The 13,044-nt window shown below is 67.8% G+C and carries 10 protein-coding genes; 6 read left to right on the forward strand and 4 right to left on the reverse strand.

The window, feature by feature from the left end; translation table 11 throughout:
• The first annotated feature begins 176 nt into the window (after window positions 1–176).
• The 4 genes from htpG to QZW52_RS10190 all read left to right on the forward strand — a co-directional run bounded on the left by htpG (window position 177) and on the right by QZW52_RS10190 (window position 5,541).
• Complete coding sequence (htpG, locus tag QZW52_RS10175) at window positions 177–2,069, forward strand: molecular chaperone HtpG (protein WP_293998140.1); 1,893 nt, start codon at window positions 177–179, stop codon at window positions 2,067–2,069.
• Between the two features lie 10 nt (window positions 2,070–2,079).
• A complete protein-coding gene (locus tag QZW52_RS10180) occupies window positions 2,080–2,514 on the forward strand; it encodes a DUF2946 family protein (RefSeq protein WP_293998141.1) in 435 nt (144 codons plus the stop codon).
• An 88-nt stretch (window positions 2,515–2,602) separates the two neighbouring features.
• On the forward strand, window positions 2,603–4,942 hold the full coding sequence (locus QZW52_RS10185; protein WP_293998143.1) for a TonB-dependent receptor: 2,340 nt from the start codon (window positions 2,603–2,605) through the stop codon (window positions 4,940–4,942).
• A gap of 35 nt (window positions 4,943–4,977) precedes the next feature.
• Complete coding sequence (locus QZW52_RS10190) at window positions 4,978–5,541, forward strand: YcnI family copper-binding membrane protein (protein ID WP_293998146.1); 564 nt, start codon at window positions 4,978–4,980, stop codon at window positions 5,539–5,541.
• 23 nt (window positions 5,542–5,564) lie between these two features.
• Here QZW52_RS10190 and QZW52_RS10195 read toward each other — a convergent pair whose 3' ends face one another.
• The 3 genes from QZW52_RS10195 to QZW52_RS10205 form a co-directional block, all read right to left on the reverse strand.
• Complete coding sequence (locus QZW52_RS10195) at window positions 5,565–6,650, reverse strand: serine/threonine protein kinase (RefSeq protein ID WP_293998149.1); 1,086 nt, start codon at window positions 6,648–6,650, stop codon at window positions 5,565–5,567.
• 42 nt (window positions 6,651–6,692) lie between these two features.
• A complete protein-coding gene (locus QZW52_RS10200) occupies window positions 6,693–7,526 on the reverse strand; it encodes a DUF2726 domain-containing protein (protein WP_293998152.1) in 834 nt (277 codons plus the stop codon).
• A gap of 213 nt (window positions 7,527–7,739) precedes the next feature.
• The gene (locus tag QZW52_RS10205; RefSeq protein WP_293998155.1) at window positions 7,740–8,417 is read right to left on the reverse strand and encodes a GNAT family N-acetyltransferase; all 678 of its coding nucleotides are present in this window, start codon (window positions 8,415–8,417) and stop codon (window positions 7,740–7,742) included.
• 102 nt (window positions 8,418–8,519) lie between these two features.
• Between QZW52_RS10205 and QZW52_RS10210 the strand changes: the two genes are divergently transcribed.
• Together QZW52_RS10210 and QZW52_RS10215 are read left to right on the forward strand one after the other, a co-directional pair.
• Window positions 8,520–9,995, forward strand: coding sequence for a DUF1800 domain-containing protein (locus QZW52_RS10210; protein ID WP_293998158.1), 1,476 nt, complete (start codon window positions 8,520–8,522; stop codon window positions 9,993–9,995).
• Between the two features lie 23 nt (window positions 9,996–10,018).
• Window positions 10,019–11,218 carry a DUF1501 domain-containing protein gene (locus QZW52_RS10215; protein WP_293998167.1) on the forward strand — a complete coding sequence of 400 codons (1,200 nt, stop codon included), beginning with the start codon at window positions 10,019–10,021 and terminating at the stop codon, window positions 11,216–11,218.
• Between the two features lie 38 nt (window positions 11,219–11,256).
• On the opposite strand, the gene QZW52_RS10220 is transcribed toward QZW52_RS10215, so the two are convergent.
• A complete protein-coding gene (locus QZW52_RS10220) occupies window positions 11,257–12,714 on the reverse strand; it encodes a hypothetical protein (protein WP_293998161.1) in 1,458 nt (485 codons plus the stop codon).
• Window positions 12,715–13,044: the final 330 nt, after the last annotated feature.

Raw genomic sequence — 13,044 nt, forward strand, 5'->3', positions numbered from 1 at the left:
AGGGTCCGCTTGTAACGCAGGCGCCGTGCCCGCAGACAGCCACATGCAAGCCGAAGTGCGTTCTCGTAGCAATTTCTTTCAAATCAGCGAGAAAAATCACGTCCTTGAAAACCCGGCGCCAGCCCTCACCCTGCTGCCCATCTGACAACCTCGGCACACAAGAGAACCGACCCACCATGGACAAGCAAACCCTGTCATTCCAGGCTGAAGTGAAGCAACTGCTGCACCTCGTCACGCATTCGATGTATTCGAACAAGGAAATCTTCCTGCGCGAACTCGTCTCCAATGCGTCGGATGCCTGCGACAAGCTGCGCTTCGAGGCATTGAACAACAACGCGCTGTTCGAGGACCAACCCAATCTGGACGTGCGCGTCAGCTACGACAAGGCCGCTCGCCGCATCGTCATCAGCGACAACGGCATCGGCCTGTCCGCCCAGGAAGCCATCGACCACCTCGGCACCATCGCCAAGAGCGGCACCAAGGAGTTCATGGGCAAGCTCGAAGGCGAGCAGGCCAAGGACGCCAACCTGATCGGCCAGTTCGGCGTGGGCTTCTACTCCGGCTACATCGTCGCCGACCGCATCACGGTGGAATCGCGCCGCGCGGGCGTGGCGATCACCGAAGGCGTGCGCTGGAGCAGTGAGGGCACGGGCGACTTCGAGGTCGAGACCATCACCCGCGAGACCCGCGGCACCGACGTCATCCTGCACATCCGCGAGGGCGAGGACGAGTTCCTGTCCACCTGGAAGCTCAAGTCCATCATCAGCAAGTACAGCGACCACCTCTCGCTGCCCGTGCTGATGCGCAAGGAGAGCTGGGACGCCGAGAAGGGCGAGAACGTCGTCTCCGAGGACTGGGAGCCGGTCAACAAGGCGGCGGCTCTCTGGGCGCGCAGCAAGAGCGACATCACCGACGCCGAGTACAAGGCGTTCTACGAACAGCTCACCTACGACACCACCGCCCCGCTGGCCTACACGCACAACCGCGTCGAAGGCCGCACCGAGTACACGCAGCTCCTGTACATCCCCGCCAAGGCGCCGATGGACCTGTGGAACCGCGACAAGCGTGGCGGCGTGAAGCTCTACGTGAAGCGCGTCTTCATCATGGACGACGCCGAGGCGCTGATGCCGACCTACCTGCGCTTCGTCAAGGGCGTGATCGACTCGGCCGACCTGCCGCTGAACGTGAGCCGCGAGCTGCTGCAGGAAAGCCGCGACGTGAAGGCGATCCGCGAAGGCTCGACCAAGCGCGTGCTGTCGATGCTCGAATCGCTGGCCGACCACGAGGACGCCGCCGAGAAGGCCAAGTACGCTGCGTTCTACAAGGAATTCGGCGCGGTGCTGAAGGAAGGTGTCGGCGAAGACCACGCCAACCAGGAGCGCCTGGCCAAGCTGCTGCGCTTCGCTTCGACGCACGCGGACGAAGGCGTGTCGCTGGCCGACTACGTGTCGCGCATGAAGGACGGTCAGGAGGTCATCTACTACATCACCGCCGACACGCTGGCCGCCGCCAAGAACAGCCCGCAGTTGGAGATCTTCAAGAAGAAGGGCATCGAGGTGCTGCTGTTCACCGACCGCGTGGACGAGTGGATGCTGAGCCACCTCTACGAGTTCGAGGGCAAGCACCTGCAGAGCGTTGCCAAGGGTGCGGTCGATCTGGGCACGCTGCAGGACGAGGAAGAGAAGAAGCAGGCCGAGGTCGCCGCCGAAGGGTTCAAGCCGACGCTGGACCGCCTGAAGACGGCGCTGGGCGAGCGGGCCAAGGACGTGCGCGTGACGACCCGGCTGGTCGATTCGCCGGCCTGCCTCGTCACCGAGGAAGGTGACATGAGCGGCCACCTCGCCCGGCTGCTGAAGCAGGCCGGTCAGGCTGCGCCGTCGTCCAGGCCGGTGCTCGAAGTCAACGCCGACCACGCGCTGGTGAAGAAGCTCGCCGCACTGCCGGAAGGATCTGGCACGTTCGACGACCTCGCGCAGGTGCTGTTCGACAACGCGCTGCTGGCCGAAGGCGGTCAGCTCGACGACCCGGCCGCGCACGTCCGGCGCATCCAGGCGCTGATCCTGGGCTGATAATCGCCGGATGTTCCCCACGTCCTGGCGCCAACGCATCGGCTGGATCGGCATTGCGCTGGTCCTGCTGAACGTGCTCGTGCCGACGTTGTCCCACGCGCTGCGGGCCGCCGATCCGGCGGCGTCGCGGCAAGCCCATCGGGAGATGGTGCTGGCCGTGGCCGGCGACTGGTGCGTCAGCGGCGGTGCGGGTCGCGCCAATGCCGATGACCTGCGGGTGATCGACGCGGCGGTCACGCTGGAATCGACCCTCCAGCACCTGTCGGCCTGCGACTTCTGCGACCACGCGCCGCTGGCCGGGGCCGCGATGCCGCTGCCGGTGGTGACGGGCTTCGATCCGGCGCCGCTCGTGGTATCGGCCGTGCGCTTCGAGGCGTTTGCCGCTGCGGTCTTGCGGCGACACGATTTCCGGCTGCCGCTCAGCCACGCGCCTCCCCAGGTCTGAAAACCGATCGATCCGTGCCTGACTGTCCCTGCGTGGCGGTCGGGTGCGGGCTGTCCTGTTTTCTTTTCAGACCTGATTCCCCCTCCCCATGCACAAGCTTCCTCTGGTCCGGGCCATCGGCCTGGCCTTTCCGTTCGTCTGCACCGCGCCCGCCCATGCGGCCCAGGCGGCGCCTGATGTCGAAACCCCGTCCACCTTCCTCGGCATCGTCGTGGTCACCGGCCGCCAACCCACCTCCCTGCCGACCCAGATCCCGACCACCATCGAGGGCATCAAGGGCACCGACGTGGCCGAGAAGATCAACGCCACCGACGCCGAAGACGCGATCAAGTACCTCCCCAGCCTGCTGGTGCGCAAACGCTACATCGGCGACTACAACCACGCCGTGCTGTCCAGCCGCGCCTCGGGCACCGGCAACAGCGCCCGTTCGATGGTCTTCGCCGATGGCATCCTGCTGTCGAACTACCTCGGCAACGGCGCGAGCTTCACGCCGCGCTGGGGCCTGGTGACGCCCGAGGAGATCGAGCGGGTCGATGTGCTGTACGGCCCGTTCTCGGCGGCGTATCCGGGCAACTCGGTCGGTGCGGTGGTGGATTACGTGACCCGGATGCCCAAGCAGTTCGAGGCGCACGCCAAGGTCGGCTATTTCACCCAGCCGTTCGAGTTGTACGGAACCCACACCACCTACTCGGGCCAGCAGGCCAGCGCCTCGCTCGGCAGCCGGGAGGGCGGTTTCTCCTGGTGGTTCAACCTCAACCGCACCGACAGCACCGGCCAGCCGCTGACCTTCCCGAGCAAGCTGGTCAGCACCGGTTCGACGGCGACCACGGCCGTGCCCGGCACGGTGGTGACGGGGGCGGCCCTGGACAACGACAAGGGCAACAACCCCTGGTACCTGCTTGGCGGCGCGACCCAGTACCACACGGTGCAGGACCACGCCAAGCTCAAGCTCGCCTACGACCTCGACCCGACCGTGCGGGCGGCCTACACGCTGGGGGTGTGGCACAACACGACCACCAACCAGTCCGAGAGCTACCTGCGCGACGCCAGCGGCCAGCCGTTCTATTCGGGTACGGCCAACATCGGCGGCAGGAACTACACGGTCGCCGCCACCGACTTCGGCCAGTCCCGCGAGCAGCTCGAACACGTCATGCACGGCCTGTCGGTCAAGAGCCGCACCCGCGGGGTCTTCGACTGGGAGGTGGCCGCCTCGCTGTACGACTACCGCCAAGACCTCCAGCGCACGCCGACCGTTGCCAAGCCCGCCGCCGACCTGGGCGGGGCGGGTCGCCTCACCGACCTGAGCGGCACCGGCTGGGACACGCTGGCGCTGAAGGGCGTCTGGCGTCCGCTGGGCGTGGATGGGGCGCACATCATCGATTTCGGCCTGCAACAGGACCGCTACCGCTGGCACCAGCTCGTCAGCAACGCCAGCGATTGGATCAGCGGTGGTCCGACCAGCACCTTCACCGACTTCGGTGGCCGCACCCAGCTCCGCAGTGCCTATGCCCAGGACGCCTGGACGCTGGCCGAGCAGTGGAAGACCGTGCTGGGCCTGCGTGCCGAGCAGTGGCGGGCGGGTGATGGCTACAAGGTGGCGTCGGGCGGCCAGCGCGTCGCCTACCAGGATCGGCAGGAAACCTACCTGTCGCCCAAGGCTGCCGTGGGCTACCAGGCTGCCGAAGACTGGACGCTCAAGCTCTCCAGCGGCCGTGCAGTGCGCATGCCAACGGCGGGCGAGCTGTTCCAGGGTGGCCTGAGCAGCGCGGGCGCCTACGTGGCGGGCGATCCGGTCACGAATCCGAGCCTGAAGCCCGAGAAGTCGTGGACCACCGAGTTCAGCGCCGAATGGGAGGGGGGCGCACACCGGTGGCGCACCACGCTGTTCCACGAACTGACGAAGGACGCGCTCTATTCGCAGAGCACGGTCGTCGATGGCAAGGCGGTGACGAGCACCCAGAACATCGACCGCATGCGCACCTTCGGCCTGGAGCTGGCTTACCGCGGGCAAGACGTGGGCTGGCGCGGCGTCGATCTGAGCAGCAGCGTGACCTACACCCAGTCGAAGATCCTCGACAACGCCGGCTACGTGACCACGCCGGGCGACACGATTGGCCAGCAGCAGCCGCGGGTGCCGATGTGGCGCGGCAGCCTGCTGGCGACCTGGCGTGCCACCCCGCAACTGAGCCTGAGCTACGGCGCCCGCGCCGCCAGCAACCAGTACGGCACGCTCAACAACAGCGATTCGAACGGCTTCACCTACCAGGGCTTCTCGAAGTTCTTCACCACCGACCTGCGGGCGCGTTACCAGTTCGACCGCCAGTGGTCGGCGGCGCTGGGCATCGACAACCTGAACAACTACCAGTACTGGAACTTCCACCCGTACCCGCAGCGGACCTACAGCGCCGAGCTGAAGTTCGACCTTTGATGGCCCGCATCGCACCAGTCCCAAGGAACCTGACCATGACCAAGACCCTGCATTCCACCCGCCGCACGCTGGCCCTGCTGGCCGCCTCGACGCTGCTGCTCGCCTCTGGCGCCCGTGCTCATGTCGCGCTCGAAACCCCCTCGGCCATCGCCGGCACCTCCTACAAGGCCGTGCTGCTGATCAGCCACGGCTGCGAGGGCCAGCCCACCCACACCGTGACCGTGCGCCTCCCGTCCGGCTTCAAAGGGGCCAAGCCGATGCCCAAGCCGGGCTGGGCGCTGTCGATCCGGCGCGAGCCGCTGGCCCAGCCCTACACCAGCCACGGGAAGACCGTCACCGACGACGTGACCGAGGTTGTCTGGACGGCCCGGAGCGACGAGGCCCGCCTGCCGGATGCGCAGTACGACGAGTTCGTGCTGCGCGGACAGTTGCCGGCCACTGCAGGGCCGCTGTGGTTCAAGGTGCAGCAGCTTTGCCCGTCCGGGCAGCTCGACTGGGTGGAGGTGCCGGCCAGCGGCACGTCCACAAAGGGCATGAAGGCCCCCGCCGTGCTGTTGAACGTCGAGCCCGCCGCGCCAAGCGAGCACGCTCACCACTGACCTGCCACTGACCGGGCAGCAGGTCAGGCGATCAGCGGTTCCTCCGCCATCGCCTCGACCTGCTCGTGGAGCTGCGTCGTCTGCTGCGCCCAGTAGGACGGGCTTTCGAAGTTCGGGAAGGCGATCGGGAAGGCCGGGTCATTCCAGCGCCGGGCGATCCACGCGCTGTGCTGGACGATCCGCAGCGTGCGCAGCGGCTCGATCAGCGCCAGCTCGCGGCGGTCGAACTCGCGGAAGGTCTCGTAGCCGTCGAGCAGGGCGCCGAGTTGCCCCTGCATCTCGTGCCGGTCGCCGCCGAGCAGCATCCACAGATCCTGCACCGCCGGGCCGTTCACCGCATCGTCCAGATCGACGAAGTGCGGGCCGTGGCTGGTCCACAGCACGTTGCCGGCGTGGCAGTCGCCGTGGATGCGCAGCAGCTCCAGCGGGCCGTGCCGCTCGAAGCGCACATCGACCGCGTCCAGCGCCCGCAGACAGGCACTGTGCCAGCCACCCAAAGCGCCCATTGGCAGCAGGTCGCTGTCCACCAGCCATTGCACCGAGGCGCGCGCCGCTGCGCTGCCGTCCAGCGTCACGCGGTGCTGGAACCGCTGCTGCTGACCCACCAGGTGCAGCCGCGCCAGGAAGCGGCCGATCCACTCCAGCGTCAGCGGGTCTTCGAGTTCGGGTGAGCGTCCACCGCAGCGCGGGCTGACGCCGTAGCGCCAGCCGTTCAGCTTGGCGAGGGTCGGCGGGTCGCCAAGGAGTTCGATGCCAGCGGCTTCGGGGCGCAGATCGTCGGCGATGCGCAGCGCCAGCGGCGGCACGGCGGGCACCTCGGCGTCGGCCAGCGCCTGCGTGAAGGCGTGTTCTTCGAGCATCTGCGCGTCGCTCCAGCGGCCAGCGCGGTAGAACTTGGCCACCACCACGCCGGGCAGTGGTGCATCCGGGTCGAGGCTTTCCTCCAGATGCACCTGGAAGACGCGGTTCTCGTAGGAGTTGAGCTGCAGGATGCGTCCGTCGCCGCGCAGGCCGGCGGCGTCGAGCGCGTCGAGCACCGCGTGCGGGGTCAGGCCGGCGTAGGGCTGGTCAAGGTCTTGGGGGGCAGGAGCAGGAGCGGGCACAGTCATCCCGCATTCTGGACCAGCCGGTGTCGGGCTGGTCCTGAAGGGTCAGCGGCGGCCGATGATGTCGCCGCCCGCATCGCCGGACGGGCCGAAGTCACCCGGCTGGAATTTGCTGGTGGACGGGCCGGCCCAGTTCTTCGGGCCGGCGGCCGGTGGGGCGGGGCCGCGCACGGGGGTGTCGTCGAAGGGATCGCGTTGGGTTTCGGGGGCGAAGAACGAGTCCTGCGAGAAGCCGGATTCGTACCATTGCCCCGTCGGTGCCGCAGCGGCCGAGGCGGGCAGGTTGGAGAGGTCGTTGGCGGCCGGGCGGGCGGCGGGCGCGTGCTCCGGCGGCTGGCTGGTCCGCGCCGCTGGCGGCACGGCCGGACGCTGGCCCGGCTGCTCGCCCTGCGCCGGCACCAGCAGTTGCAGCTCCGCAGCGGTCGGCAACTGGTCCGAGCGGCAGCGCACGTAGCGGATGCGGCAGGCTTCGAGCACCGCCAGCTTGATGGCCGAGACCCGCTTGGCCGGCGGGCGGTTCGGGCGCTCGATGTCCACGGCGGCCAGCACGCGGCCGTTTTCCGCACAGACCACGAAGCTCACGTGGATCGGTCCGAGCAGGTTGAACCAGTAACGCAGCTCCTCGCGGTCCTCCGGCTGGCAGAAGCGCACCAGCGGCAGCTTGGCCAGGATGGTGTGGTGCGGCAGGGCGGTGCGGAGCTGGCGGTACAGGGCGCGCTCCTCGGGCGAGAAGATCGGCCTTTGGGTCAGCGGCCATTCGGTGGGCAGCTCGACGGCTTTGGCGGACGAGGCGGTGCTGGAGCGGCGCAGCACCAGCACCGCCAGTCCGACGATGCCAGCGATCGCGGCGAGGGCGAGGATCCAGACTTGGGTGGGCATGGGGCGTTCCGGGCAATGGAGTGAACTGAACAGGTCTGTACGGAATCGGCAGAAGCAGCCGGTACTTGGGCGTCATCCTATGCAATTATGTAACTCGTTGTGAATACCTTGTCTGAGTGAAACCTGTCTCTGATCCGAGCGCCGGAAACGAAAACGGCAGACACGCGGTCTGCCGAGGGTCAAAAACGCGCATCTGGCGCGCAGTTCGTGGGGCTATCGCGGGCCAACACCCGCCATCCGGAGCATGCGGTGCTGGAAGTGCCGGTAGCGCGCCCAGACGTACTGCAGGCGGCGGAGCTGGCCCTTGGCGACGTAGTTGAGGTCGGCGGCGTGGTTGGCGAACAACTCTTCCATCTGGCTCGCCAGGCTGTCCGGCGGGAGCTGCAGCCAGGCTTCCGATTCGCTGCCATCGCGCTGCATGTCGGCGCCGGCCTTGCGGGCGATGCGCAGCATGGCGGTGTTTTCGCTCAGGGCGTGGATGAACAGGCGATCGACGCCGCGGTTGCGCGCATGCCGCACGGCGTAACCGAACAGGCGCCCGCCGTAGCCCCGGCCGCGTGCCCGGTGGTCCACCGAGACCGCGAATTCGGCCATGCGGCTCACGCCGTGGTTGGCGCTGGCGAGCTGGCTGTAGGCGAGGTGGGTGATGGCGACGAGCTGCAGGCGGCGGTTGAAGATGCCGAACACGTCGTCGTGGGAGAAGTCCAGCGATGCGGCATACGCACGGATGCGCTCATCATTGGCCGCGTAGCCGAACCGCAGGTAGCGGTCCTGGTCGCCGAGACCCAGCAGGTGCTGAAGAATCTGCGTGCGGTGTGCTTGGCCCAGCGGCCGGATCGGAACCCAGCCGGCCCGGGACGGCGCCCTGGAGTGGTTAGTTACAGTACCCATGGAGGCGAATGTAGGTGTAAACCCTTAAATCAAACCATCCCTAAGTTGAGAGTCCCTCATGTTCGTGTTGCATTGCAGCAATTTTCTTCCTGGAGTCGCCCGGTGTCCCAGCGCAGAGCTTTTCTGACCACAGCCAGCGGCGGCGCACTCTGGCTGGCCGGCTGTACCTCCGTGCGCCGGCTGCCCACGCGCCGCGCCGTGCGCCAGGCGATTGACCCAGCCGATCTGGCCGTGCTGGACCGACTCACCTGGGGCGCCAGCGCGGCCAGCGCCGACGACTGGGCCGAACGCGGTCGCCGCGATGCCGTGCAGGCGCTGCTGCATCCCGCTGCGGATGCTGCGCTGCCGGTGCCGGTGCAGGGCGCAATCGAGGCCCTGTCCATCACCCGATTGCCGTTGCCGACGCTGGTGGCCGAGCTGGAGCAACTGCGCCGCGGCGACGACCGCCAGCCCTACCAGCAGCGTCTGGCCCTGGTGGCCCGCGAAGCAGCGGTGCGTTCGTTGCTGCAGGCGCTGCATTCGCCGCACGGCCTGCGTGAGCAGATGGTCTGGTTCTGGTTCAACCACTTCAACGTCGGGCAGACCAAGGCCAATCTGCGGATGCTGGTCGGCGACTACGAGCAGGCCCTGCGCCCGCACGCCCTGGGCCGCTTCCGCGATCTGCTGGTGGCCAGCGCGACGCACGCGGCCATGCTGCGCTACCTCGACAACGAGCAGAACGCCGCTGGCCGGATCAACGAGAACCATGCCCGCGAGCTGCTGGAGCTGCACACCCTGGGCGTGGACGGGGGTTACAGCCAGCGCGATGTGCAGGAACTTGCCCGCGTGCTCACCGGGCTGGGCGTGAATTTCAGCGACACGCCGGCCAAGGTGGCGCCGAAGCTGCAGCCGCTCTACCGCCGCGAGGGACTGACCGAGTTCCATCCAGGCCGCCATGACATGGGCGACAAGACCGTGCTCGGCCAGATGCGCAAGGGCGGACGCGGCTGGGACGAGATCCTGGAGCAGCTCGGCGCGCTCGCCCGGTACCCCGCCACGGCCCGCCACGTCTGCCGCAAGCTGGCGGTGTTCCTGGTCGCCGACGAGCCACCCGCGGCACTGGTCGATCGCCTGAGCCAGCGTTTCCTCGCCACCGATGGCGACATCGCGCTCACGCTGGAGGCGCTGGTCGCCGCGCCCGAGTTCACCGCCTCGCTGGGGCGCAAGTTCAAGGATCCCGTGCATTACGTGCTCTCGGCGCTGCGCCTGGTGGCCGATCCGCAGGCGCCGCTGGTGGACATGGCGCCCGTGATGACCGCACTCAACCGCCTCGGTCAGTCCCTCTACGGCCGTGCCACACCGGACGGCTACCCGCTCGATGAAAGCGCCTGGAACGGCTCCGGCCAGATGGCGGCCCGCTTCGAGGTGGCGCGCACGCTCAGCCGGCTGTCGGCTACGCCGGGGCGTCCGGCCGTTGCACCAGACGAGCGCCTGATCCGACCGCTGGGCGAGCGCACCCGCGCCGTGCTCGCGCAGGCCACCCTGCCGCAGGACCGCCATGCGCTTCTGCTCTCATCCCCCGAATTCATGCTGCGCTGACCGAGGAACTGCTGATGACGACGATGCTGCGACGCGATTTCCTGAAGCGGGCCGCCGCCGTGCCGCTGGGCAGTGGCGCTGGGGTGCTGTGGGCGGCGCCAGCCTCGGTGCCGCGGCTGCTGGTGGTGTTCCTGCGCGGGGCGTATGACGCGGCCAGCGTGCTGGTGCCCATCGGCAGCGACGACTACTACGCCGCCCGCCCGCGCATCGCCATCGCCCGTCCCGGCGCCGGACCCGAGGCCGCGCTGGCGCTGCCGGACCAGTCCGACTGGGGCTTGGCGCCGGCCTGGGCCGAGTCGCTGCTGCCGCTGTATGAACGCGGACAGCTCGCCGCGATCCCCTTCGCTGGCACGCACGACCTCTCCCGCAGCCACTTCGAGACGCAGGACCACATCGAACTCGGTCAGTCCGACGACCCGGCCGCAGGGCGCGATTTCCGCTCCGGTTTTCTGAACCGGCTGGCCGAGGTACTCGGCGCACGCGACGCCATCGCGCTGACCAGCGACCTGCCGCTGATCCTGCGCGGTGCGGTCAAGGTGCCGAATCTGGCGCTCGGGTCGGTCGGGCGTGGTGGGGTCGATGCACGCCAGACCGAGCTGATCCGCCAGATGTACGCCGGCACGCGGCTGGCTGGCCCGGTCAACGACGGCTTCGACGTGCGCCAGGCCGCGCAGCGCGAGCTGATGGGCGGCATGGAAGCCGCCAGCCGCAACGCGATCACGGCCCGCGGCTTCGAAGGCGAAGCCCGCCGCATCGGCCGCCTGATGCGCGAGCGGCACCGCCTGGGTTTTGTCGATGTCGGCGGCTGGGACACGCACGTCGGGCAGGGCGCGGGCACTGGCGCACTCGCCACCCGGGTTGGCGAACTCGGCAACGGGCTGGCCGCGCTGGCGCAGGAGCTGGGCGAGGTGGCGTGGCGCGACACGGTGGTCGTGGTGATCAGCGAGTTCGGCCGCACCTTCCGCGAGAACGGCAACCGCGGCACCGACCACGGGCATGGCACGACCTACTGGGTGCTGGGCGGGTCGGTGCGCGGCGGGCGAGTGGTCGGTGAACAGGTCGCGGTGCGGATGGACACGCTGCACCAGAGCCGGGACTGGCCGGTGCTCAACGAATACCGCGGGGTGTTCGCGGGGCTGTTTCAGCGGATGTACGGGTTGTCGGCGGCGCAGCTCGGGCGGGTGTTCGAGGGGGTGGCGCCGGTGGGACTGGGGTTGGTCTGATCGGCCCACCCCTGCGCTGACTCGCTCCCGATCCGTGGTCAGCAGGACTCGGCCTCTCGCATGAAGCACTCGGTTCGCCATGCCTCCAGGTGCTTGCACACCGTGTCACGGTCCCACTGACCTGTTCCTGCGTCGATGAGCAATTGCGACGCCCCGATCACAAAACGGTCTCCTCGCGACACGGACAGGTCCGCGCTTTCAAGGCGTCTGATCAGGTGTGCGACGCGCTCTGGCAAAGAGTCCGTAGAAGACGCGTGCTGGGTGGCTTCACTGCGCTTTTTGCAGACGAGGATGGCATCCAGGCTGATGGGATCACGCGCTGAAGTCTTGGGGCTGGCCGCCCGCAGCTCCGCGTGAACCGGGTGTGCGGCGACCACGGTCAGCCCGGCCGTGGCAATGGCTTCGTGAATGGCGGCCCAACCTTCCGCCCGCGAGTGGTGAAAACTGAAGGCCAGCACGCCCTCGTCTTTCAGTACGCGCCGACACTCTGACAGCACGCAGCCAAGCTGTCTGGCGAAGACCCCGTGGTCCTTGTGCTGCACCTCACCGCGGTCGGAGCAGTCGGGTTTTCGCATCCACGGGTAGCGTGTGCCCAGCACGGGCGACAACCAGGCGTAGAAGAAGTCGCTCAGTTCGCTGTAGTGAACGAAATCGAAGTAGGGCGGGTCCGTCACGACTGCATCGACGCAGGCATCTGGTAATGGCAGGCTGGCGCTGTTGCCATTGAGGACCATGAGTGCGCCCTCGGTGGCCTGCAGCTCTGTCCAAGTGTCCACGCGAACTGCCTCCAGCGGGGCGCTGGCCGTGAACTTGCGGCTGCCGGTGCGCGTGCCGAGCAGGTCGCGTTCCAGCACCAGCTCGAACGGTTCGTCCAGGTAGCGTTTGGCACGCAGCAGCCGCGATTCGAACAAGGTGCTGAAGGTGCCACTGCTGCGGTCGGTGCCCCAGACGGAGTTTTCGAGAGGCGCCCGCTCGGGTTTCAGGATGTGGTTCGAGAACATGTGCCGCACGGCCCCGGTGCCTTCGCCCTTGAAGCTGCAGAACAGGTTGTTGAACTCCAGGGTGCTGGAGAACAGGCACAGCATCTGCTCCTGGACTGCCTGGTCTTCGATTTTCAGGATGCTGCGCAGCAGCAGGCCCAAGCACAGCAACTGCCGCGCATTGAAGAAATCCCGCCAGTGGTGGTAGTGGTAGCCGCGGGCCTGGTCGGTGTTGTGGCCGGGGCGAACGGCCAGGGTGGGCAGGGGCAGGTCTTCGGTGCGCAGGCGCTGCTCGGCCTCGGCGAACAGCATGTGATCGTGTGGCCGTGCGGGCAGATAGCACTTGTCGCCATTGCCCTTGAGGGCCATCAACGCGTAGAGCCGGTGCGCGGGCGGTGAGCCGTCCGCGGGCAACAGATCCTTGATCTTGTGGCGTTGGCCCGTGCTGTCGCGGACATGCTGGCCGTCGGTGGGGCCATCCTGGGGGTTGAAACGGTGCGCGCAGTGCGGGCACACCAGGTCGGTGGTGTCAAAGCGATCTTCAATGACGTTCCAGCAGCCCGGGCAGATGATTTGCGCGCGTGGTTTCTTCTTCGCGTAGGCGTCCTGCGCAAACACGTAGCGCGACAGCAGTGGAATGGTTTCGCCGCCAGGGGTCGTGACCCGGACGAAGCGACAAGCCCCGGGGTTCAGCCCGGGGTCGAGCGTTCAAGCCGTTCCGGCTTGTCAAGCGACATGTATGGAAATACAGTTGTCGGATGGAAGCCGTGAAGACCCTCAAGCTGCGCATCAAGGACAAGCACGCGGGCGTGCTGTCCTTGATGGCGCGCGAGGTCAATCAGGTGT

This window comes from Sphaerotilus sp., from assembly GCF_013299175.1.
Classification (GTDB): domain Bacteria; phylum Pseudomonadota; class Gammaproteobacteria; order Burkholderiales; family Burkholderiaceae_C; genus Sphaerotilus.